The organism is Methylobacterium sp. AC315, from assembly GCF_979253755.1.
This window is the reverse complement of sequence record NZ_CEEDEA010000006.1, coordinates 256,405-277,867: the sequence shown is the minus strand read 5'-3', so window position 1 is coordinate 277,867 and position 21,463 is coordinate 256,405. Positions and strand designations below refer to the sequence as shown.

The following is a 21,463-nucleotide window of genomic DNA, read 5'->3' as shown; positions in this document are numbered from 1 at the left end:
ATGCGTCTCGCGGGCAAGACAGCATTGGTCACGGCCGCCGGCCAGGGCATCGGCCGGGCGAGCGTCCTGGCGCTGGCGCGCGAGGGCGCGCAGGTGCTGGCCACCGACGTCCGGGCCGACACACTCGGAACCTTCGAGGGCGTAGCCAACGTCACCACCGCGCCCCTCGACGTGCTCGACCGGACGCAGATCGAGGCCGTGGCCGGCGGGCTGGACCGGATCGACGTGCTGTTCAACTGCGCGGGCTACGTCCATGCCGGCACGGTGCTCGATGCCAGCGACGCGGATTTCGACTTCGCGGTGAATCTCAACGTCCGGTCGCAGTTCTGGACGATCCGCGCGGTCCTGCCACGGATGCTTGAGGCTGGCGCCGGAAGTATCGTCAACATGGCGAGCGTCGCCGGCTCCCTCCGTGGGCTACCGAACCGCTTCGTCTACGGGCTGACCAAGGCCGCGGTGATCGGCCTGACCAAGTCGGTGGCGGCGGATTACGTGGGCCGCGGCATCCGCTGCAACTGCATCTGCCCCGGCACCGTCGACACGCCCTCGCTTGCGGACCGGATCAACGCGTTCGACGATCCCGTGGAGGCCCGCAAGGCCTTCATTGCCCGCCAGCCCATGGGTCGGCTGGCGACGGCCGAGGAGATCGCCCCGCTGGTGGTGTTCTTGGCGAGCGACGAGGCCGCCTTCGTGACCGGCCAGAGCTATTCCATCGACGGTGGCATGACGATCTGAGGATTCGACCATGAGCGAGAAGCGCCGCGTATCTCCCGCCGACCTGCGCTCGAAGGCGTGGTTCGACAATCCGCACAATCCGGGCATGACCGCGCTGTACCTGGAGCGCTACCTGAATTTCGGGCTCACGCCCGCGGAGCTGCGCTCGGGCAAGCCGCTGATCGGGATCGCCCAGACGGGCTCCGACCTGTCGCCATGCAACCGGCACCATCTGGAACTGGCCAGGCGCGTGCGCGACGGCATCACGGCGGCCGGGGGCGTCGCCTTCGAATTTCCGTGTCACCCGATCCAAGAAACCGGCAAGCGGCCGACCGCCTCCCTCGACCGGAATCTCGCCTACCTATCGCTGGTCGAAGTCCTGTACGGCTATCCGCTGGACGGCGTCGTGCTGCTGACCGGTTGCGACAAAACCATGCCGGCCTGCCTGATGGCCGCCGCCACCGTGAACATCCCGGCGATCTCACTCAATGTCGGGCCGATGCTCAACGGCTACTTCCAGAAGGAGCTGACCGGCTCGGGCACGATCGTCTGGAAGACCCGCGAGCGGCATGCCGCCGGCGATATCGACTTCCAGCAGTTCATGGACATCGTCGGCTCGTCGGCCCCGTCCACGGGCCATTGCAACACCATGGGCACCGCCTCGACCATGAACGCGCTGGCCGAGGCACTGGGCCTCGCCCTGCCCGGCTCGTCGGCGATCCCCGCCCCCTATCGCGAGCGCGGGCAGGCCGCCTACGCCACCGGGTTGCGCATCGTCGACATGGTCTGGGAGGACCTCAAGCCGTCCGACATCCTGACCCGGGAGGCGTTCGAGAACGCCATCGTGGCCAACGCCGCCATCGGCGGCTCGACCAATGCGCCGATCCACATCAACGCCATCGCCAAGCATATCGGCGTGCCGCTCTCCTGCGACGACTGGGAGCGGGTCGGCTTCGAGATCCCGCTGCTGGTCGACATGCAGCCCGCCGGCCGCTGGCTCGGCGAGGAGTATTTCCGGGCGGGCGGCCTGCCCGCCGTGTTCGCCGAGCTGATCGACGCCGGGAAGGTCCACACCGAGGCCCCGACCTGCAACGGCTTCACCGTCGGCGAGAATTATCGCGGGCGGCACAGCTGGAACCGCGACGTGATCCGGGCCTACGCGACACCGCTGATGGAGCGGGCGGGATTCCTCAACCTCAAGGGCAGCCTGTTCGATTCCGCGATCATGAAGACCTGCGTGATCTCGGAGGAATTCGCCGCCCGCTACCTGCGCAACCCCGAGGACCCGATGGCGTTCGAGGGCCCCGTCGTCGTGTTCGACGGGCCGGAGGATTATCACCACCGCATCGACGACCCGTCGCTCGGGATCGACGAGAACACCGTCCTGATCATGCGCGGCGCCGGTCCGGTGGGATATCCCGGCGCCGCCGAGGTGGTGAACATGCAGCCGCCGGGGGAACTGATCCGCCGCGGCGTGACCTCCCTCCCCTGTATCGGCGACGGCCGCCAATCCGGAACCTCGGGAACGCCCGCGATCCTCAACGCCTCGCCCGAGGCGGCGATGGGCGGCGGCCTGGCGCTGCTGCAATCCGGCGACCGGGTCCGCATCGACCTTAATACGCGCCGGGCCGACATCCTGCTCCCGGCCGAGGAACTCGCCCGCCGCCGCGCGGACCTGGCGTCCCGGGGCGGTTTCCCATTCCCGGCCACGCAAACGCCCTGGCAAGAGATCTACCGCGACCAGGTGGCGCAGCTCGACGAAGGCATGGTGCTGAAGGGTGCCGTGAAGTTCCAGAAGGTAGCGCAGGCGTCGGGCGTCCCGCGGGATAACCATTGAGGTTATGTATGCGGTTTCACTTCAGGTAGAAACCTACCATGTGTAGAACGAACGTCAGGACTGTATTGATGGATTCCCATCACGGCAGATCTTGAGTTTCCCGAAAGCACTCCTGGGCCGGCGATAGACCGGGGGCAGCGAAGATCACACCGTCATCCCGGGGCGTCGCATCCGACCTAGAAATCGACAACCACCAACGGTGCAAAATCCTTGGCTGGCGGGGTCTATGGATCTCAGACCCCGCCACGCAGCCCCGGGATGACGCGGTGGATGCTGGGGCGTCCAATCGATCGGTCGACAGCGTTGTCGTTGGCGTGTGCCTAAAGGCCACTCCCTCAACCAGCCGTTCCCTCTCTCGTGAATTTTGAATACGATCGCTCCATGGGCGGGGACGCGCCTTCGGGAGGGATCGGCCGTGACGCAAGCCAAGGCTCGAACCGCGGCATCGCCGCGGGCGGCGGCACGCCTGGATGGGGGAATGGCGCGCAAACTCGCCGAGCAACTTCAGGGCGAAGCGCGGTTCGATGCGTTCACCCGCGGCCGCTACAGCACCGACGCGTCGATCTACCAGATCATGCCCGCCGGCGTGGTGCTGCCGCGCTCGGCCGCGGATATCGCTGCGACGCTGCGGATCGCCGCCGATCACGGCGCCCCGGTGATCCTGCGGGGCGGCGGCACCTCTCAGAACGGGCAGCCGATCGGCTCCGGCCTCGTCGTCGATTGCTCGCGCCACTTCAACGGCGTCCGCGCCTACGACCCCGAGGCCGGCACGATCACCGTCGAACCCGGCATGGTGCTGGAGCGGCTCAACACCCGCGTGAAGGCGGACGGCTGGTTCTTCCCGGTGGAGCCCTCGACGGCGACCCGCTGCACCATCGGCGGCATGGCCGGCAACAATTCCTGCGGCGCCCGCTCGCTGCGCTACGGCAAGATGAGCGACAACGTCCTGGCGATCGACGCCCTGCTTCCCGGCGGCGAGGCGTTCGGCTTCGGCCTCACCGGCAACGCGGCCACCGGTGTCACGGGCGCCAGCCACGCGGAAGCCTTGGCGGGCCGCATGCGCGCGCTGGCCGAGAGCCATCGCGACGAGATTGAAGCCCGTTATCCGAAGGTCCAGCGGCGTGTGGGGGGATACAACCTCGACGCGCTGATCGAGCCGCGCCCGAACCTCGCGCATCTGCTGGTCGGCTCGGAAGGAACGCTCGCCGCGACGACCTCGGTCACCCTCAAGCTGTCGCGCCTGCCCGCGCACCGGGTGATGGGCGTCTGCCACTTTCCGTCGTTCCGGGCCGCCATGGAGACGACCCAGCACATCGTGGCGCTCGATCCGGTGGCGGTCGAGTTGGTCGACAACAACGTGCTGGTGCTCGGCGCCGACATCCCGCTGTTCCGCGCGACGCTGGCAGACATCACCCGCGGCAAGCCGAACTGCCTGCTGCTCGCGGAGTTCGCCGGGGACGACCTCGCTGCCCTGAAGCGCGACCTGAAGCGCCTGGACGCCTGCATGGCCGACCACGGCCATGCCGATGCCGTCGTGGAGATCCTGGAGCCGGCGCGCCAGCGCTCCGTGTGGGAGGTGCGCGAGGCCTGCCTCAACATCATGATGTCGATGAAGGGCGACGCGAAGCCGGTCTCGTTCATCGAGGATTGCGCGGTGCCGCTGGAGCACCTCGCCGACTACACCGATGCGGTCACCGCGGTGTTCACCAAGCACGGTACCCGCGGCACCTGGTATGCCCACGCCTCCGTAGGCTGCCTCCATGTCCGACCGATCCTGGACATGAAGGACGGGGGCGACGTGAAGCGCATGCGCGCCATCGCGGAGGAGACCTCCGAACTGGTGCGCCGGTACAAGGGTTCCTATTCCGGCGAGCACGGCGACGGCATCTCACGCTCGGAATACATCGCGCCGCTGTTCGGACCGGTCCTGACCGGCGCGTTCGAGACGGTGAAGGACGCGTTCGACCCCGAGAACCGGCTCAATCCCGGCAAGATCGTCCGGCCGCTGAGCATGGACGACCGGAGCCTGTTCCGGTTCAAGCCCGACTACGCGGTGACCGAGCCCGTGAAGCCCGCCCTCGACTGGTCGGACTGGGGCGGCTTCGGCTCGGCGGTCGAGATGTGCAACAACAACGGCACCTGTCGGAAGCTCGCCGGCGGGGCGATGTGCCCGTCCTACCGGGCGACCCGCGAGGAGGAGCACCTCACCCGCGGCCGGGCCAATTCGCTGCGCCTCGCCATCTCGGGTCAGCTCGGGCCCGACGCCTTCACCAGCAAGGCGATGAAGCGCACCCTCGACCTGTGCGTCTCCTGCAAGGCCTGCCGGCGGGAATGCCCGACCGGGGTCGACATGGCCAAGATGAAGGTGGAGTTCCTGCACCACTACCACGCCCGCCACGGGCTGCCCCTGCGCGACCGGCTGATCGGCCTGATGCCGCATTACGCCGGGATCGCCGCCAAGCTCGCCCCGCTCCTCAACCTGCGCGACCGGCACCCGGCGCTGGCGGCCCTCTCGGAGCGGATGGTCGGTCTCTCGGCCAAGCGGTCGCTGCCGCGCTGGCGGCGCCCCTGGAGCGAGCAGGGCGAGGCGGCGCATCCCGGCGACGTGACGGGCGATTTCCGCGACATCATCCTGTTCGGCGACACCTTCAACCGCGCCTTCGAGCGGGAGAACCTGGAGGCGGCCGAGCGGGTGCTCCGGGTGGCGGGATACCGGCTCCACCGGGTCTATCCGACCCGGGGGCGGCGCCCGCTCTGCTGCGGTCGGACCTGGCTCGCCTCCGGCCAGACCGACCGCGCCCGCGCCGAGGCACGCCGGACCCTGGACACGCTCCTGCCGTTTATCCAGGCCGGCGCCCGCGTGGTCGGCCTGGAGCCGTCCTGCCTGCTGACCTTCCGGGACGAGTTTTCCGCGTTGCTGCCGGGAGACCAGGCCGCTCTGTTGGCCCGGCAATCGTTCCTCTTCGAGGAGCTGTTGGCCGGAGACTTGGCGGCCGGGCGGATCACGCTGCCGCTTGCCGACCAGGGGGGCCGCATCGCGCACCTGCACGGGCATTGTCACCAGAAATCTTTCGGCGTGATGGGCTCGGTGGAAACGGTGCTGCGAAGCGTGCCCGGCCTCGATGTCCGGGTCATCGAATCGAGCTGCTGCGGGATGGCCGGGGCGTTCGGCTACGGTGCCGAGACGATCGAGACCTCCTTCGCGATGGCCGAGCTGTCCCTCTTCCCCGCCCTGCGCGCGGCCGGGCCCGGCGACATCGTGGTGGCCGATGGAACGAGCTGCCGTCACCAGATCCACGACGGCCTCGGCCTGCGCGCGGAACACGTGGCCCGCCTCCTCGATGACGCGCTCGTGCATGCCCCGCCGCCTCGACACTGAATTGCCGGGCACCTACACATGCACATAGGTTGCTTTGACCGTGCGTGCACCGTGGGCCCATGAACAAGATCGACCCCGGCATCGGGATCAGCCGCCGCTATCTTCACGACGAGGTGGCGGACCGGATGCGCGAACTGATCCGCTCCGGAGAGATGGAGCCGAAGGCGCGGATCAACGAAGGCGAACTGACGGAGCGTTTCGGGATCTCGCGCACGCCCCTGCGAGAGGCGATCAAGATCCTCGCGACCGAGGGCTTGCTCGAACTCCTCCCCAACCGCGGGGCGCGCGTCGCCAGCATCTCAGAGACCGAACTCGAGGAGATGATGGAGGTGATCGCCGGGCTCGAAGCCACTGCGGGCGATCTCGCCTGCCGGACGATCTCGGATTCCGAGATCGACGCGATCGAGGCCGACCACGAAGCGATGGTGGCGGCCTGGAAGGCGGGTGACGAGGCTGGATATTTCAGCCGCAATCGGCAGATCCACGAAGGCATCATGGCGGCGAGCCGCAACACCGTCCTCGCCAACATCTACGAGAGCCTGTCCGGCCGGATCCAGCGATCGCGCTACTCCGCCCGGCAGACCCCGGACCAGTGGTCCCGGGCCGTCTCGGAGCACGAGCGCATGATCGCGTTGCTGCGCGCCCGGGACGGCACCGCCCTCGCGACCCTGATGCGCGAGCACATCCGCGGGAAAAAGTCCGTGATCGCAGCCAATTACGGGGTGGTCGAGGTCGACTGAGCCGTCATCTCGAACCAGAACGAGGCGCCCGGGGTGCGGGAATCGTTGGGATAGAGGAACGGTATGTCGGGCCCCGGCCCGCGGGCGGCGAAGACCGCCTCCACCCGGGCGCTCGTCGCCGGATCCTGGCAGAGATACATCACCGGGGCGGTCACCCGGAACGGCGGTGCCCCGCACATCAGCATGGCGGCGAGCAGGTACTGCTCGTTGTACAGTCGGCAGTTCCACGCGGCCGGGTAGTCGTCCGGGATGAAGATGTCGTGGATCTGCACGATCACGCCCGGGGCGAGCCGGGGCATGACTTCGAAGAAGAACACCGTAACGTCGGAATTGGCGAAGGATCTGTGTGATCCGTCGAAGAAAACGATGTCCCCGGCGCGCAACTCTTCGAAGATCCGGAGGTCGCAGCCTTCGAGGGGCGTGCGAAGCGTCGTGTCGCAGAGCGCATCGATCTCGCGGCGGGGCATCGGGTCGATCGAGGTGATCGCGGTCGGCAATGCCAGCGCATCGATCGTGTAGCGGGCAAAGCACGTGGAGCAGCCGGACCCGATCTCGAGGTAGCGGGCCGGCCGCTTCCAGGCGAGCATCGTCATCAGGGCGGCCGCGTCGAGGGCCGTGAACCAGGTGTTGTTCCAGTGCGGCGTCGCCGGATCGCCGATGGCGGGATCGTGGGGGACGCTGTGGAGCAGGTCGGCCTGCGCTTCCAATGCCGTCAGGAACGCGTCGTAGGCTGCGCTCTCCCGGGCCAGGACCGATCGGAGCTGGCCGTGTGGCGCGCTTCCGGGCGTCCAGCGGGAGGACGGCACCACCGGGTGGTAATCGTGGACCGTATGGCTCCAGCGGAACGGCTCGGTGCTCGCCCGGAAGATGTCGAGTCCGGCCCGGCGCCCGGCGCTTCTCACGATGTCCTTCAGCATGACCTTCCCCGATTTCTCGGGACGAACATGCCGATAGCTCAACTTCTAGTCGAGTCGGATCGGCAAGCTAAGCAATCCTCGCCGGGGTTTACGGTTAAGCTGTCCACCTGGCACGCTCAGGCGGCGCTCGGCGTCCGGAGTCCGGCCAACAGATCTGTGAAGCGGTCGCCCTGGACGATGACGTGGCTGCGCAGGGCTTCGGCCGCCGCGACTTCGTCGCCGGCCATGATCGCGGCCACGATCCCCTCATGCTCGGCCAACGATTGCGGAAGCCGCTGCCGGACCCGTAGTTGCAACCTGCGGTAGGGCGCAAGCCGACGGTGCAGCGATAGGGCCTGCTCGGCCAGGAAGGCGTTGCGGCTCGCCCGGTAGACCACCGTATGGAACACGTAATTCTCGGCGTAGTAGCTCTCGGTATCTTCCTGGGCCATCGCTGCCTTGCAGCCGGCGAGCGCCGCCTGCAGGGCCTCCGAATCCTCGGGCACCAGGCGCCGGGCGGCGAGACGGCCGCAGGCCGCCTCGATCTCCGCCATGGCCTCGAACATCGCAAGCAGGAGATATGGCTCCGGCGCGCTCACGATGGCGCCCCGCCGCGGCTTGGCCTGGACCAGGCCGGTCGCCGCCAGTTGCAGCAACGCCTCCCGGATCGGCGTGCGCGAGACGCCGAAGCGCAAAGCCAGCTGGTTCTCATCGAGGCGCGACCCGAGCGCAAGATCGCCCGAGACGATCTCGTCCTCGATCCGCTGCCTCAGGCGCTGGGCGTGACTCATCCCTCCGGTCCCTCTGCGCCGACCATGGACGCTGCCTGCCTCGGCTTCCTGAAACACCGGCCGACGTTCCGCCAGTCACATATGCTTCAGTGTTGACAAAATATACAAGAGCGTCTTTCGTGCATACAATCGCAGCATACTAGTATTGCGACGCACAAAATTGATGCCGCCAAGTGTGCGGTGCGGGAGAACGCCATGACGCCAACACGTCGTTCGCTGGTTGCAGCCGCCCTCGCGGCGCCCGCCATCCTGAGATTCGGCCTCGGCGCCGCGCAAGCCGCGACCGTGCTGAAGCTGTCCCACCAGTTCCCGGGCGGGACCATCGACGAGGGCGATTTCCGGGACCGGATGTGCCGGAAATTCGCCCAGGCGGTCGGCGAGCGCTCGAAGGGCGCGCTGGAGGTTCAGGTCTATCCGGGCTCCTCGCTGATGAAGACGAACGCCCAGTTCGGCGCCATGCGCAAGGGCGCGCTCGACATGTCGCTCTACCCGAGCCCCTACGCGGGCGGCGAGATCGCGGAGCTGAACATCGGCCTGATGCCGGCGCTCGTGACCTCCTACGCGCAGGCTCTGGCATGGAAGTCGGCGCCGGTGGGCCGCAAGCTCACAGAGCTTTTGGAGTCCAAGGGGATCGTGCTGGTCTCCTGGGTCTGGCAGGCCGGCGGTGTCGCCAGCCGCGAGCGGGGGCTGATCGCGCCGGCCGACGCCAAGGGCATGAAGGTCCGCGGCGGCTCCCGCGAGATGGACCTGATGATGAAGCAGGCCGGTGCCGCCACCCTGTCGATCCCGTCGAACGAGTCCTACGCTGCGATGCAGACCGGGGCCTGTGACGCGGTGATCACCTCGTCCACCAGCCTGATCTCGTTCCGCCTGGAGGAGCTCGCGAAGGCGCTGACCTCGGGCCGTGAGCGCTCCTACTGGTTCATGCTCGAGCCGATCATGATGTCCAAGACGGTGTTCTCCGGCCTGCCGAAGGACCAGCAGGACCTGATCATGGCTGTCGGTGCCGAGCTCGAATCCTTCGGGCAGGCCGGCGCGAAGGAGGATGACACCCGGGTGGAGGCGATCTTCTCCAAGGCCGGCGCCAAGGTCTCGCAGCTCGACGAGCAGTCGCTGAGCCAGTGGCGCGAACTCGCCCGGGAGACCGCCTGGAAGGACTATGCCGGCCGCAACGCGAGCTGCGCGGAGTTGCTGAAGCTGGCGGAGCAGGTCGCGTGAGCCACGGCTTCGACGCCGCCACCGCGATCCCGGACGGCAAGGGCGCAGAGGAGCCGCGCCTTCCCGGCCTGCTCGGCCTGTTCGACCGGGCGCTGCGCGGCATCAACCGCGTGATCCTCGGCCTCGGCGGCCTCTGCCTCGTTGGCGCCTGCCTAGTGCTGAGCCACAGCGTCGTTGTCCGCTACCTCCTGAAGGAGCCCACCGACTGGCAGGACGAGATGGCGGTCTTCCTGATCGTCGGGGCGACCTTCTTCTCCGCCGCCGGGGTCCAGGCCAAGCGCGGTCACGTCGCGATCGAGGCGCTGACCGGGCTGCTGCCGCCGGCGGTCAACCGGGTCCGGCTGCTGCTGGTAGACGTGATCAGCCTGATGTTCTGCCTGTTCTTCGCCTGGAAGAGCTGGTCCCTCGACCACGAGGCCTGGGTCGACGGCCAGACCTCGCAATCGACCTGGGGGCCCCCGCTCTGGATCCCCTACACGCTGATGGCCGCCGGCATGAGCCTGCTGTGCCTGCAATTCGTCCTGCAGATCGCCGAGGCTCTGCTCTACGGGCCGCGGGCGGCGGGCTGGGCCAAGCCGAAGATCGGCATCGGCGCCGACGTCAACAAGGATATGCGCGACGCGCCCGCGGTCACCCCGCAGGGGCCCGATCCGATGGGCCGGACGGTCGACGCGAGGGTCAAGTGATGAGCACGGCGGCGATCGGCTTCCTGTATGCGGGAGCCACCCTCGGGGCGATGCTGTCGGGCATCCCCATCGCGTTCGCGCTCGGCGCGGTGGCGCTGGCCTTCATGGTCGCGTTCATGCCGAGCGCCTCCCTCGATACGGTCGCGCAGAACGTCTACGAGGAGATGGCCTCGATCACCCTGCTGTCGATCCCGCTGTTCATCCTGAAGGGCGCGGCGATCGGACGGTCCCGGGCGGGCCAGGACCTCTATTCGGCGATGCATGCCTGGATGCATCGCATCCCCGGCGGCCTCGGCATCGCCAACGTCTTCGCCTGCGCGTTGTTCGCCGCCATGGCGGGCTCGAGCCCGGCGACCTGCTCGGCGATCGGCTCCGCCGGCATTCCGGAGATGCGCAAGCGCGGGTACTCGCCGGGCTTCGCCGCCGGGATCATCGCGGCCGGCGGGACCCTCGGGATCCTGCTGCCGCCCTCGATCACCATGATCCTGTACGCGGTCGCCTCGGAGCAATCCCTTGGGCGCCTGTTCCTGGCCGGGATCGGACCGGGGCTGTTGCTGGTCGCCCTGTTCGCCACTTGGGCGATGTACCGGTTCCGGTCGGAATTCACCGCCGCCAAGGCGGTGCTGGAGCGCGGCGGACCGGCCTCGCCGATCCTGGCCGACGAACAATACAGCATGGCCCAGCGCTTCTCGACGTTGCCGCGGGTGCTGCCGTTCGTGGTCCTGCTCACCGGCGTGATGGTGGCGCTCTACGGCGGCTACGCCACGCCCTCGGAGACGGCCGGTCTCGGCGGCCTGCTGGCGCTCGGACTGATCGCCGCGATCTACGGCGTGTGGCGGTTCCGGGACGTCAGCCCGATCCTGATCGCGACGTTGCGGGAATCGACCATGCTGATGCTGATCATCGGCATGTCGCTGCTCTACGCCTACGTGATGAGCTACCTGCACCTGTCGCAATCGGCCGCGGCCGCGATCGTGGCGATGCAGCTCTCGCCCTGGGTGCTGCTGGTGACGATCCTCGGCCTGGTGATCGTGCTCGGCTTCTTCCTGCCGCCGGTCTCGATCATCCTGATGACCGCCCCGATCATCCTGCCGCCCCTCAAGGCCGCGGGCTTCGACCTGGTGTGGTTCGGAGTGGTGATGACCATCACCATGGAGATGGGGCTGATCCACCCGCCGGTGGGCCTCAACATCTTCGTCATCAAGAACATCGCCCCCGACATCCCGCTCTCGGACATCATCTGGGGCACCCTGCCCTTCGTGATCCTGATGGCGGTGGCGATCCTGATCCTGTGCCTGGTGCCGGGGATCGCCATGTGGCTGCCGGACCTGCTCCTCGCGACGACGCGGTAGCGCCGGACTTCCCAACAAACGGCGGTGCCGGTAACCTTCGCTGTGTGACCGGCGCCGCTGCCCTATCTATTCGAGATGACCGACCTTCAGACCATCCAGATGCTGCACACGGCGAACGTGATCGCCGAGGACGAGATCGACGCCAGCGTCGAGGCGTTCCTCGCCGGGGCGGTGGGCGAGCCCTACCGGTTCCGCAGCGGCCACCGGCTGAACCTCGTCAAGGCGGTGCGCAGCCATCCCGGTGCCCAGGAATTCGTCGGGCGCGCCAATGTCGGCACGCAGTTGAAGCGGCCCTTCGTGCGGGCGGCGATCCTGCAGGCACGACCGTTGAAGGGGTGAAGGCGGGGCGGCGGGTCCCGAGCGTGTTCGAGGAGGCTGTGCCGGCTCGCTCAGGTCATCCTGAAGGACTTCCCGCTAAGAGCGCGTAAGATTCGGGGGGATGAGCCAAAGATCGTGGTGGGGCTCTTCTCCCGTGCGCGCAGGCGGATCCGCCGCTCGGGCCGGGCAATACGGGGGCGGGATGGAACGTGGGTCCCCTCGCCCGCACGGAGAAGGCCGCGCGTGGCGGCCCAAAGAGGCCGAGTTTTAGGACGTCGCGTTGTTCGGGATGAGGGATCCCGCACCGGTTTCCGGTGCGCAAGCCCGTGGGCGACCGCACCGAAACGCGGTGCACGGTCGGTTAAAAACCCTCGAAATCCGATCTCGCCAGACGTGGTTTTGAAGTCTGGCAACGCTGCCGGCATCGCGCGTTGTACAATGCCGACACGCGCGAACCGATCCGCTTGAATTCAGCGTCCCTCGGACTTCTTAACGGCCGCCGAGACGGGGTTCTTCTGCGACGGGGCCGCCGCATTCATCTTCGGCACCGCCTTCTTGGGCTTCTTCGTCTCACGATTGCTACGCTGCTTCTCGGAGGCCATGCTGTCGATCCTTCGGTTCGAGGCGGGTGACGTGACGGCGCGGTCGCGGCAGCGATGGCCTACGGTTTGACATGCGCGATGAAGCGCCCGCGGGCCCAGAGCTCGATGCGGTGACCGTCTAGCAGGGTGGTGGCGTGGCGCTCGGCCGCGTCGTCATCCAGGGCGTCCACCGGGACGGTCGAACGGACGCTGCCATTCGGGGAGAACCGGTAGGCCTGGTAGGTCGTCGGCGCGCCGGACGGGGTGGCCGGGAATACGAGGAGGTTTGCCATGTCTTCGTCCGCCGATCACAGGCGGGGACATGCCGTCCTCAGTCACCGGAGCCTGTTGCCGCTCTTCCGGTAATGCAATGAGCCTGCGCCCAAACCGCCGCAAAAGATAGTCGCTTCGCGGCGGCGCATCCCGATTCAGCGCGGAGTTGGCTGCAGGTCAAACTGCAGCGCTTTCCCCGCCACGCCCGCATCCTCTATGAACGGCGACGCGGGTGTTCCGGATGCTTCGCTGATCTATCGGCCGCCCTCGCCGCGGCCTGCGTTACCCGAAGGACACCTTCATGAGTCTTGAGACGGTCCGCGCGTTCTTCGCCGACAAGGCGCCCGACATCGCGGTCATCGAGCTGTCCACCCGCACTGCGACCGTGGCGGAAGCCGCCGCCGGCCACGGGGTCGCCCCGGCTCAGATCGCCAAGACGCTCTCGATCCGCATCGGCGATCAGGTCGCCTTGGTGGTGACCCGCGGCGACGCGCGCCTCGACAACAGGAAGGCGAAGGCCGTGTTCGGTGGCAAGGTCCGGATGCTCGATCTCGGCGAGGTCGAAGCGCTCACGGGCCACCCGGTCGGCGGGGTCTGCCCGTTCGGGCTGGCCGCGCCGCTGCCGGTCTATTGCGACGTCTCGCTCCGGGCCTTCGACGAGGTCGTCCCGGCGGCCGGCAGCACGAACAGCGCCGTGCGCATCACCCCCGGCCGCATGGCCGAATTGACCGGGGCCGTCTGGGTCGATGTCTGCCAGGAGCCCGGGTGAGCGAAGGGCTCAACGGCCGCTCCATTCTGGCGTGCGCTTACCCAGGAACGCCTCCATGCCCTCCCGAAAATCCTGGCTCATGTAGCACAGCAGGATCAGGTCATCGCCGGGATGCGGCGCGCCATCGGCGGTCGGCTCCTCCTCGGCGAGGCGGCGCAGACCTTCCTTAGTGGCCTGCATGGTGAGCGGCGCGTGGCCGGCGAGCAGCTGTGCCAGGGCGTCGACGCGGTCGGTCAGCGCCGCGCGGTCGTCCACCACCTCGCCGACGAGGCCGATGGACAGCGCCTCCTCGGCGCCCACGAGGCGTGCGGTGAAGATGATGTCCTTCACCCGCGCCGGACCGATCAGCCCCGAGAGCCGCTTGAGATTACCCTGGCTGAGGCAGTTGCCGAGGGTCCGGGCGATGGGGAAGCCGAATCGGGCGTCGCGCGTGGCGATCCGCAGGTCACAGGCCGCCGCTATGGCGGCGCCACCACCCGTGCAGGCGCCGGCGATCGCCGCGATGGTCGGCACCCGCAGCCGTTCCAGGGCGCCGAGCACCCGGTCCATGAAGCGCTCGTAGCCCAGCGCGTCCTCGGCGGTCTCGAAGCTGCGGAACTGGGCGATGTCGGTGCCGGCCGCGAAGGCCTTGTCGCCGGCACCGGTGATGATCAGCGCCTTCACGGCCGGATCGGCGGCGATCGCATCGCAACAGGTGATCAGCCCCTGGTACATCGCGAAGGTCAGCGCGTTTCGCGCCTGCGGCCGATTGAGGACGATCCGGGCGATCCCGGCCGCGTCGGTGGTGAACAGCAGCTCGTCGGTGGCGGGCGTGGCACTCATCGCTGCGTCTCCGGGTCGGGGAGGATTCAGGCCGCGGTCTCGCGGACCACGCCCCTGTCGATCAGGCCGTCGATCTCGGCGGCGGTGTAGCCCGCCTCGCCCAGGATCGCTCGGGAATGCTCGCCGAGCAACGGCGCAGGTCCGTGGACCCGACCGGGCGTGTCGGAAAACTTCACCGGCAGACCGAGCGTCTTCATGCGGCCGACCCGGCTGTGCTCGACCTCCACCACCATCTCGCGGGCGAGCGTCTGCGGGTCCCGGTGCATGGCGTTGACGTCGAGTACCGGCCCCGCCGGGACGCCCCCGGCTTCGAGGCGTCCGAGCCAGACCTCCGACGTCTCCGCGGAAAAGATCGGCGCCAGGGTGGCGGCGAGTTCGTGGCGGTTGGCCATGCGGTCGCGGTTGAGGGCGAAGCGCGGATCCTCGGCCAGGGCCTCGGCGTCGATCGCCTTGAGCATCCGCAGCCAGTTGGTCTGGTTGGCCGCCCCGATGGTGATCCATCCGTCGGCGGTCGCGAACGCCTCGTAGGGGGCGTTCAGCGGATGGGCCGAGCCCATCGGCCCCGGGGCGATCCCGGTGGCCATGGCGATGGCCGACTGCCAGTAAGTGTGGGTGATCCCGGCCTCGAACAGCGAGGTGTCGACCGCTTGGCCCCGTCCGGTCTTCAGCCGGTGCACATAGGCCGCGAGAACGCCCATGGCGGCCAGGATCCCGGCGGTGATGTCGGTCACCGGCGGCCCGCACTTCATCGGCGGCTGGCCGGGGCCCTCCCCGGTCACCGACATCAGACCGCTCATTCCTTGCGCGACGAGGTCGAACCCAGCGCGGTCGGCATAGGGTCCAGTGCGGCCGAAGCCCGAGAGCGAGCAGTAGACCAGTGCGGGAAACTCCTGCCGCAGGGTGTCGTAGCCAATGCCGAGGCGCTCCATGGTGCCGCCGCGGTAATTCTCGATCAGCGCGTCGGCCGTCCCGAGCAGCCGGCGCAGCACGTCCAATCCGTCCGGGTTCTTGAGATCGAGGCTCAGCCCGCGCTTGCCGCGGTTCATCATCATGTAGGCGGCGCTCTCGCCCTCGAGCGCCGGGGGGACGGTGCGGCGGGTGTCGTCGCCGTCCATCTTCTCGACCTTGATGACCTCCGCGCCCATGTCGGCGAGCATCAGGCCGCAGACCGGGCCGGCCATGATGTGAGCCAGCTCGATCACCCGCATGCCGGCGAGCGGCCCGGACCGTCCGGTCGTCTCCACCATCGCGGCGCTACTCCCCGGCCGGCGCGGGCGCCACGGGACCCACCGGCCCGGTGACGGGGTCCACGAACTCGCGCTCGGGATGCATCGTGAAGGCGAGGGCCGCCCCGAGCAGGCAGAGACCGACCGAGCCCACGAACGGCAATGTCCAGCTCCCGGTCAGGTCGACGATGAGCCCAAACACGATCGGTGAGACGATCGCCGCAATGGCCGACCCGGTGTTCATCAGCCCGCTGGCGGTGCCGGCATATTTCGGCGCGATGTCCATCGGTACCGACCAGATCGGGCCGATCACCAGCTCGGCGAAGAAGAAGCCGGAGGACAGCAGCAGCGCCACCAGGGTCAGGTCGCGGGTGAGGAACACGCCCGCCAGGCTCGCGGCCGCGCCGAGGAAGCCGACCACGATCACCGACAGGCGGGCGAGCTTCACGTTGCCGGTGCGATGGAGGATCGAGTCGCTCAGCATGCCGCCGACCGTATCGCCAACGACGCCGGCGAAGAAGACCCCCGACGCGAACAGGGCCGAGTTCTTCAGGTCGAGGCCGTAATTCTCCTTGAAGAAGCTCGGGAGCCAGCCGAGGAACAGCCACAGGGTCCAGCCGTAGCAGAAATACGTGATCGTCACCGGCAGCATGCGCCGGGCAAGCGGTCCCCACGGCACCGATTGCTTCGCGCCGACCTTGCGCGGCGGCGGCAGCGCGTCGAGTTCATCGGCGGTGATCTTCGGGTGATCGGACGGATCGTCTCGGAAATACAGGTACCAGATTACCACCCATACGAAGCTGACCCCGCCCAGGATCACGAAGCTGGTGCGCCATCCGAAATGGTACATCAGGAACGCCACGATCGGCGGCGCCACGGCGTTGCCGAGCCGGGCGAAGGCGTGGGTGATGCCCTGCGCGAAGCCGCGCCGGCCCGGCGCGGTCCAGTTCTGCATGGCCCGGGTTGCGGTCGGGAAGGTCGCGCCCTCACCGAAGCCGAGCAGTACGCGGGCCAGGAACAGGCTGACGATGCCGCCGACCAAACCGGTCAGGATCGTGGCCGAGGCCCAGACCAGACCGCAGACCAGCAGCGTGCGCCGCGCCCCGAACTTATCGCCGACGGAGCCGCCGATCACCTGGAAGATCGCGTACGGGTAGGCGAAGGCCGACAGGATCAGACCGAAGTCGGTCTTCGACATGCCGAATTCGCGGATGATCTCGGCGCCGGCGGTCGCGATGTTCACGCGGTCCAGATACGTGATGAAATACATCACGCAGAGCAGGCCGAGCACGGCGTTGGTGGCGCTGACGCGCTTCAACATCGACCATTCCTCCCTCGGAAACGCCGCGTTTCGCGGTCGCCTCGCGCCCCGTCCGGAGGGACGTGCGCATTTTGGTATTCGTTATTCAAACGCCTCTTGCACCGGAAGGCAACCATGCGTCGAGGGGACCCAGCACGAATTCAATTTGAGCGCCTCGAACGAAAAACGGGAGCCTTGCGGCTCCCGTTGGACGTTTGCGGGTCTGGATCGTGTCGGTTCCGTCAAACCGTCGCTGGCTGGAGCTGACCGGTCTCCGCCTCGCCGCCCAGCGCCTTGCCGCGCGGACCGACCCAGCTACCGACCCACTTGCGCTGCCACAGCATCAGGCATCCGAGCACCGCGGTCGTGAACACCGCGTAGCCGACGAAGCCGAGCGAGAATGAGCCGGTGTACTGCTTCGAGAGGCCCATGACGTTCGGCAGGATCGCGCCGCCGAGCGCCCCGACCTCGCCGATCATCGAGCCTGCGACGGCGGTGTTGGCCGGCCAGCGCAGGGGCACGAGCTGGAACAGGGCGCCGTTGCCGGCACCGAGCGCCGCGAAGCAGAGCATGAACAGCAGCGTGGTCACGGCGAGCGAGGGCGTCGCCATCAGCGACAGGAAGGTCGCGATCGCCGCGAGCAGCACCACCGACAGGACCGCGATCCCGCCCATCCGGTCGGCGTAATACCCGCCGACGATCCGGATGCCCGAGCCCATGAAGGCCGCCAGCATGGTCAGGCGGCCGGCCTCCACCTTGGTCACCGAGAACTGCTCGTAGAAGAAGGTCGGCAGGAAGTTCGACAGGCCGACGAAGCCCCCGAAGGTGATCACGTAGATCAGCGAGAACGCCCAGCCGTCCTTGGTGAACAAGCAGGAGACGTGCTCCTTGAACGACTGGTGCGCGGTATCCGGCGGCTCCTTGGCGAACACGATCATGACCGCGAGCGGGATCAGCATCACCACGCCCGCGAAGGCGTAAGTGGTCTGCCAGCCGTAGGCCTGCGCCAGCGGCGGGGCGAACAGCACGGCCAGCACGGTTCCGGAATTGCCGGCCCCCGCGATGCCCATCGCCAAGCCCTTGTGCTCAGGCGGGAACCAGCCCGAGCCGAGGGACAGAGCCACGCCGAAGGAGGCGCCCGCGATGCCGAGCAGCACGCCCATGGCGAGCACATCGTTGTACGAGGAGACTGCGAAGAAGCCGTAGGCCATCGCCATCATGATCACGGTCATCTCCGTGATCGCAGCGTTCTTCCGGCCGATATACTGGGCGAGGATTCCGAGCGGGAAGCGCATCAGCGCGCCGGCCAAGATCGGGAGCGAGATCATGAACCCGGTCTGGGCCGGCGTCAGCTTGTAGGTCTCGGTGATGAACGGGCCCATGGCGCCGTTCAGGACCCAGATGGCGAAGCAGAAATCGAAGTAGAGGAACGCCGCAAACAGTGTCGGGGGGTGACCCGACTTCATCGCCGTCTTGAAGCTGGCCATAGCTGGTGCTCGTCTAAGTGAGGCGAACCGCTACGCGGTCGCTCATGCCGGGGATCCGGACTCACACCGTCCGCTGTTTGGAGCGTCGTTGCTCCGCCGCCGCAGCAGGGCGCGGCGCTTCGGCAATGCAGCATGCGTGCCAAATTTTTAGGGGGCGCCATAGGGTTTTTGAGATCGCTCTGTCAGTACGGCCTTCAATCGGCCCACGCCGTCGTTCAAACCGCAGCGAAGCTCACCAGCGCGATCCCGGACCGGGGTGTTTTCCTCGGTTACTTCGCCGCGCTTGCACTGACAGGCGAGACGCAGCTGGCCCCACGCCACCCGGGATGAGGTGGCGTGGGGCGCTATGCGCGAACGAGACTTTGCGTGCTGTCACGACCGTCCGGCAACGCATCCGACCTAAAAAAACCCGATCTCGGCCGGCGGCAGCATTGGCGTCGATCCGGGCAACCCTGCCCCGGAATCGGGCGATCCGCGAAACCGCGCGCCTCAGCGGTGCCCCCTCAACGGCACGAAACGACGGTACGGACGATCCAACCCTCCTGGGGCACCCAGAACTTGCGACGGGCGCGGCCGCACTCGCGCTCGGGCTGGGTCCCCGACGTCCAGGTCCCGGCCGGCTCGGCGACCTTGGTCGGCTCCGCCGTCGCGGACCGGCGGGCCTGCGCGCTCGGTCCGACAACCAGGGCCGCAAACAGAATTGTAGCGCTCACCAAAACACGCGCGTGCACGACCAAGACCCTTCGCCCGACGAAAATGCCGGTGGCTGGCATCAACCGGAGGTTGCTGACCGGCGCAAGGCCGGTGCCGCTCGGAACCGGATTCGTCCCGCCCGTTCCTGCATCAGGGTGAACGGAGGGGTAGGCGGTTGAGGCAGGAACGCAACACAAGTGCGGAGAAGTACACGCGGCGACAGCAGACTTCACCCGGTGAGGACGCATGCAACTTGGCGATGCCGCAGGATCTTTGCTAAGGCCTGGAATGAGCTTGGCTTTGTATTCGTGCTGGCCTGCTCGATCGCGCGCCGCCGCACGCTCCCGGTGACGCCGCGCCATCCAGGGAAAACCGCGCCATGTCCGCCCCGTTCCGCCGCCTGTTCCTGGCCGGCTTCACCGTCCTCGCGCTCGCCTCGACTGCCCAAGCCCAAGGTCGCGGCCCGGTCGCCGAATCCGGGATCGATGGGTTCGGCGATGACGGACAGCTCTATCAGGACCAGAACGGCGCGTTCTACGTCCGCCGCGGCGACCGCTACCTGCCCTATACCGGCCGCCCGCCGGTGGTCCGCCCGGCTCCTCAGGCCGCCCCGGCGCCGCAGGCAGCCCCGGTCTACGCTCCGGATTTCGACGATCCGACCGCGCCGCCCCGGCGCGCCGCCGGAACGCCACCGGCCGAGGGTCTCTCCCCGATCGAGGCGGCCAAGGCGAAGGCCGTGCTGCGCGCGCCCGACGACGGTCCGATCGACTACGCCAAGGCGTATGGGCCGATCCCGGACGACGTATTCCCGGTCCAGGCCTTCAACTACAAGAAGATGAACCCGGCCTACCTCCGGCAGGAGATCGCCTACAACGGCCCCTACGAGCCGGGCACGATCATCGTGGACCCGCGGGCCCACCAACTTACCCTGGTCGAGCAGGGCGGACGCGCCCGCCGCTACGGCGTCGGCGTCGGCAAGCAGGGCTTCTCGTGGTCCGGCACCGCCACGGTCAATTCCAAGCAGGCCTGGCCGGATTGGTACCCGCCCAAGGAGATGATCGCCCGCAGCCCGAAGCTCGCCAGCGAGGTCGACAAGCTGCAGAGCGGCCTCGGCGTCGCGGGCGGCCTGCGCAACCCGCTGGGCGCGCGCGCCATGTATCTCTGGCAGGGCAACAAAGACACGCTGTTCCGCATCCACGGCACCCTCGAGCCGTTCTCGATCGGCAAGAGCGTGTCCTCGGGCTGCATCCGGATGATCAACCAGGACGCGATCGACCTGTTCAGCCGGGTCAACGTCGGCTCGAAGGTCGTCGTCCTGAACTGATTTTTTCGGATTTTGGGGGCAGCGTCAGGCCAGGGTGCGGCGGTGCTCCCCCAGGATCCGCCGGACCGTGCCGGCCTCCGAGCGGTAGACCACCGTCTCGGTCTGGATCCGGTCGGGCCGGAAGCGGACGCCGCGGAGCAGCGCGCCGTCGGTCACGCCTGTGGCGGCCACGATCACGTCGCCGCTGGCGAGATCCACCAGATCGTATTTCCGGTTGAGGTCGTCGATGCCCATCTCGGCAGCGCGGCGGCGGCGCTCGGCCGTGTCCAGGATCAGCCGTCCCTGCATCTGGCCGCCGATGCACCGCATGGCTGCAGCCGCCAGCACCCCCTCGGGGGCGGCACCGGTGCCGAGATAGATGTCGATGCCGGTCTCGCGTGGGCTCGCCGTGAAGATGATGCCGGCGATGTCGCCGTCCGAGATCAGCCGCACCGCGGCGCCCGCGGCGCGGACTTCCGCGATCAAGCCCGCATGCCGGGGGCGGTCGAGGATCAGCGCGGTGATCTGATCGGGATCGACGCCCTTGGCCCGGGCCAGCGCCGCGATGTTGTCGGCGGGGCTGGCGTCGAGATCGACCAGACCGGGCCGGTATCCGGGGCCGATGGCGATCTTCTGCATGTAGACGTCGGGGGCGGCCAGCAGCGAGCCGCGCTCGGCCATGGCCATCACGGCGATCGCACCCGGCATGTCCTTGGCGCAGAGGGTCGTGCCCTCAAGGGGATCGACCGCGATGTCGACCTCGGGCCCCTCCCCCTGGCCGAGCTGCTCGCCGATGAACAGCATCGGAGCCTGGTCACGCTCGCCTTCACCGATCACCACCGTCCCGCGGATCGGCAGGCTGTTGAGCTCCGCCCGCATCGCGTCGACAGCGGCTTGATCGGCGGACTTCTCGTCGCCCTTGCCCCGCAGCCGGGCCGCCGCGATGGCGGCACGCTCCGTGACGCGGGCGAGTTCGAGGGCGAGCGTGCGCGGAACGCCACGCGGTTCGGACTTGGGGGCCACGGCCATCGCTTCCTGCCTCTGTCCGGGTCCGATCTTGAAGTCGGATCCCGGTTTG

Annotated in this window: 20 protein-coding genes; 10 read left to right on the top strand and 10 right to left on the bottom strand. The window is 68.1% G+C overall.

Annotated features, from left to right (window positions below):
- The 4 genes from AC0IY0_RS13480 to AC0IY0_RS13465 all read left to right on the top strand — a co-directional run bounded on the left by AC0IY0_RS13480 (nt 1) and on the right by AC0IY0_RS13465 (nt 6,670).
- Nucleotides 1-735 (top strand): SDR family oxidoreductase, encoded by a 735-nt coding sequence (locus AC0IY0_RS13480; protein WP_471764050.1) that lies wholly within the window; start codon nt 1-3, stop codon nt 733-735.
- A gap of 10 nt (nt 736-745) precedes the next feature.
- On the top strand, nt 746-2,551 hold the full coding sequence (locus tag AC0IY0_RS13475; protein ID WP_471764049.1) for an IlvD/Edd family dehydratase: 1,806 nt from the start codon (nt 746-748) through the stop codon (nt 2,549-2,551).
- Between the two features lie 478 nt (nt 2,552-3,029).
- Nucleotides 3,030-5,930, top strand: a complete 2,901-nt coding sequence (locus AC0IY0_RS13470; RefSeq protein ID WP_471764048.1) for an FAD-binding and (Fe-S)-binding domain-containing protein — start codon at nt 3,030-3,032, stop codon at nt 5,928-5,930.
- 59 nt (nt 5,931-5,989) lie between these two features.
- On the top strand, nt 5,990-6,670 hold the full coding sequence (locus AC0IY0_RS13465; protein WP_419830558.1) for a GntR family transcriptional regulator: 681 nt from the start codon (nt 5,990-5,992) through the stop codon (nt 6,668-6,670).
- On the opposite strand, the gene AC0IY0_RS13460 is transcribed toward AC0IY0_RS13465, so the two are convergent.
- Nucleotides 6,646-7,587, bottom strand: a complete 942-nt coding sequence (locus tag AC0IY0_RS13460) for a class I SAM-dependent methyltransferase (protein ID WP_419830559.1) — start codon at nt 7,585-7,587, stop codon at nt 6,646-6,648. The two genes, AC0IY0_RS13465 and AC0IY0_RS13460, sit on opposite strands and share 25 nt — an antisense overlap.
- A gap of 116 nt (nt 7,588-7,703) precedes the next feature.
- Nucleotides 7,704-8,357 carry a GntR family transcriptional regulator gene (locus AC0IY0_RS13455; RefSeq protein WP_147906916.1) on the bottom strand — a complete coding sequence of 218 codons (654 nt, stop codon included), beginning with the start codon at nt 8,355-8,357 and terminating at the stop codon, nt 7,704-7,706.
- A gap of 195 nt (nt 8,358-8,552) precedes the next feature.
- On the opposite strand from AC0IY0_RS13455, the gene dctP reads away from it, so the two are divergent.
- From dctP to AC0IY0_RS13435, 4 genes are all read left to right on the top strand, one after another.
- Nucleotides 8,553-9,575 (top strand): TRAP transporter substrate-binding protein DctP, encoded by a 1,023-nt coding sequence (gene dctP / locus AC0IY0_RS13450; protein WP_147937527.1) that lies wholly within the window; start codon nt 8,553-8,555, stop codon nt 9,573-9,575.
- Entirely contained in the window at nt 9,572-10,261 is a 690-nt protein-coding gene (locus tag AC0IY0_RS13445; protein ID WP_419830560.1) for a TRAP transporter small permease, read from the top strand. The genes dctP and AC0IY0_RS13445 overlap by 4 nt, the downstream gene beginning before the upstream one ends.
- Nucleotides 10,261-11,613: a TRAP transporter large permease gene (locus AC0IY0_RS13440; protein ID WP_147906919.1), complete on the top strand. Its 1,353-nt coding sequence runs from the start codon at nt 10,261-10,263 to the stop codon at nt 11,611-11,613. Before AC0IY0_RS13445 ends, AC0IY0_RS13440 begins: the two co-directional genes overlap by 1 nt.
- Before the next feature lie 75 nt (nt 11,614-11,688).
- Nucleotides 11,689-11,952, top strand: a complete 264-nt coding sequence (locus tag AC0IY0_RS13435) for a hypothetical protein (RefSeq protein ID WP_147906920.1) — start codon at nt 11,689-11,691, stop codon at nt 11,950-11,952.
- Nucleotides 11,953-12,401: 449 nt separating this feature from the next.
- Here AC0IY0_RS13435 and AC0IY0_RS13430 read toward each other — a convergent pair whose 3' ends face one another.
- Both AC0IY0_RS13430 and AC0IY0_RS13425 read right to left on the bottom strand, forming a co-directional pair.
- Entirely contained in the window at nt 12,402-12,533 is a 132-nt protein-coding gene (locus AC0IY0_RS13430; RefSeq protein ID WP_281406478.1) for a hypothetical protein, read from the bottom strand.
- A gap of 59 nt (nt 12,534-12,592) precedes the next feature.
- The gene (locus tag AC0IY0_RS13425) at nt 12,593-12,805 is read right to left on the bottom strand and encodes a hypothetical protein (RefSeq protein ID WP_147937529.1); all 213 of its coding nucleotides are present in this window, start codon (nt 12,803-12,805) and stop codon (nt 12,593-12,595) included.
- Nucleotides 12,806-13,086: 281 nt separating this feature from the next.
- On the opposite strand from AC0IY0_RS13425, the gene AC0IY0_RS13420 reads away from it, so the two are divergent.
- Nucleotides 13,087-13,554, top strand: coding sequence for a YbaK/EbsC family protein (locus AC0IY0_RS13420; protein ID WP_419830562.1), 468 nt, complete (start codon nt 13,087-13,089; stop codon nt 13,552-13,554).
- Between the two features lie 9 nt (nt 13,555-13,563).
- Here AC0IY0_RS13420 and AC0IY0_RS13415 read toward each other — a convergent pair whose 3' ends face one another.
- The 5 genes from AC0IY0_RS13415 to AC0IY0_RS13395 form a co-directional block, all read right to left on the bottom strand.
- Entirely contained in the window at nt 13,564-14,376 is an 813-nt protein-coding gene (locus AC0IY0_RS13415; protein ID WP_147937531.1) for an enoyl-CoA hydratase/isomerase family protein, read from the bottom strand.
- A 26-nt stretch (nt 14,377-14,402) separates the two neighbouring features.
- Nucleotides 14,403-15,623 carry a CaiB/BaiF CoA transferase family protein gene (locus tag AC0IY0_RS13410; protein ID WP_471764045.1) on the bottom strand — a complete coding sequence of 407 codons (1,221 nt, stop codon included), beginning with the start codon at nt 15,621-15,623 and terminating at the stop codon, nt 14,403-14,405.
- Nucleotides 15,624-15,630: 7 nt separating this feature from the next.
- Nucleotides 15,631-16,923 carry an MFS transporter gene (locus AC0IY0_RS13405; protein ID WP_147937533.1) on the bottom strand — a complete coding sequence of 431 codons (1,293 nt, stop codon included), beginning with the start codon at nt 16,921-16,923 and terminating at the stop codon, nt 15,631-15,633.
- Between the two features lie 221 nt (nt 16,924-17,144).
- Entirely contained in the window at nt 17,145-18,389 is a 1,245-nt protein-coding gene (locus tag AC0IY0_RS13400) for a nitrate/nitrite transporter (protein WP_147906926.1), read from the bottom strand.
- Nucleotides 18,390-18,892: 503 nt separating this feature from the next.
- A complete protein-coding gene (locus AC0IY0_RS13395; RefSeq protein WP_471764043.1) occupies nt 18,893-19,102 on the bottom strand; it encodes a hypothetical protein in 210 nt (69 codons plus the stop codon).
- Nucleotides 19,103-19,461: 359 nt separating this feature from the next.
- Between AC0IY0_RS13395 and AC0IY0_RS13390 the strand changes: the two genes are divergently transcribed.
- Nucleotides 19,462-20,406: a L,D-transpeptidase gene (locus AC0IY0_RS13390; RefSeq protein WP_147906928.1), complete on the top strand. Its 945-nt coding sequence runs from the start codon at nt 19,462-19,464 to the stop codon at nt 20,404-20,406.
- Between the two features lie 24 nt (nt 20,407-20,430).
- Here AC0IY0_RS13390 and glpX read toward each other — a convergent pair whose 3' ends face one another.
- Nucleotides 20,431-21,414 carry a class II fructose-bisphosphatase gene (gene glpX, locus AC0IY0_RS13385; RefSeq protein ID WP_471764042.1) on the bottom strand — a complete coding sequence of 328 codons (984 nt, stop codon included), beginning with the start codon at nt 21,412-21,414 and terminating at the stop codon, nt 20,431-20,433.
- Nucleotides 21,415-21,463: the final 49 nt, after the last annotated feature.

Coding starts and splice junctions, on each gene's coding strand:
- AC0IY0_RS13420 (WP_419830562.1), top strand. CDS start 13,087: ATGAGTCTTGAGACGGTCCGCGCGTTCTTCGCCGACAAGGCGCCCGAC.
- AC0IY0_RS13455 (WP_147906916.1), bottom strand. CDS start 8,357: ATGAGTCACGCCCAGCGCCTGAGGCAGCGGATCGAGGACGAGATCGTC.
- AC0IY0_RS13430 (WP_281406478.1), bottom strand. CDS start 12,533: ATGGCCTCCGAGAAGCAGCGTAGCAATCGTGAGACGAAGAAGCCCAAG.
- AC0IY0_RS13425 (WP_147937529.1), bottom strand. CDS start 12,805: ATGGCAAACCTCCTCGTATTCCCGGCCACCCCGTCCGGCGCGCCGACG.
- AC0IY0_RS13400 (WP_147906926.1), bottom strand. CDS start 18,389: ATGGCCAGCTTCAAGACGGCGATGAAGTCGGGTCACCCCCCGACACTG.
- AC0IY0_RS13435 (WP_147906920.1), top strand. CDS start 11,689: ATGACCGACCTTCAGACCATCCAGATGCTGCACACGGCGAACGTGATC.
- AC0IY0_RS13410 (WP_471764045.1), bottom strand. CDS start 15,623: ATGGTGGAGACGACCGGACGGTCCGGGCCGCTCGCCGGCATGCGGGTG.
- AC0IY0_RS13415 (WP_147937531.1), bottom strand. CDS start 14,376: ATGAGTGCCACGCCCGCCACCGACGAGCTGCTGTTCACCACCGACGCG.
- dctP (WP_147937527.1), top strand. CDS start 8,553: ATGACGCCAACACGTCGTTCGCTGGTTGCAGCCGCCCTCGCGGCGCCC.
- AC0IY0_RS13440 (WP_147906919.1), top strand. CDS start 10,261: ATGAGCACGGCGGCGATCGGCTTCCTGTATGCGGGAGCCACCCTCGGG.
- AC0IY0_RS13460 (WP_419830559.1), bottom strand. CDS start 7,587: ATGCTGAAGGACATCGTGAGAAGCGCCGGGCGCCGGGCCGGACTCGAC.
- AC0IY0_RS13390 (WP_147906928.1), top strand. CDS start 19,462: ATGTCCGCCCCGTTCCGCCGCCTGTTCCTGGCCGGCTTCACCGTCCTC.
- AC0IY0_RS13475 (WP_471764049.1), top strand. CDS start 746: ATGAGCGAGAAGCGCCGCGTATCTCCCGCCGACCTGCGCTCGAAGGCG.
- AC0IY0_RS13405 (WP_147937533.1), bottom strand. CDS start 16,923: ATGTTGAAGCGCGTCAGCGCCACCAACGCCGTGCTCGGCCTGCTCTGC.
- AC0IY0_RS13465 (WP_419830558.1), top strand. CDS start 5,990: ATGAACAAGATCGACCCCGGCATCGGGATCAGCCGCCGCTATCTTCAC.
- AC0IY0_RS13470 (WP_471764048.1), top strand. CDS start 3,030: ATGGCGCGCAAACTCGCCGAGCAACTTCAGGGCGAAGCGCGGTTCGAT.
- AC0IY0_RS13480 (WP_471764050.1), top strand. CDS start 1: ATGCGTCTCGCGGGCAAGACAGCATTGGTCACGGCCGCCGGCCAGGGC.
- glpX (WP_471764042.1), bottom strand. CDS start 21,414: ATGGCCGTGGCCCCCAAGTCCGAACCGCGTGGCGTTCCGCGCACGCTC.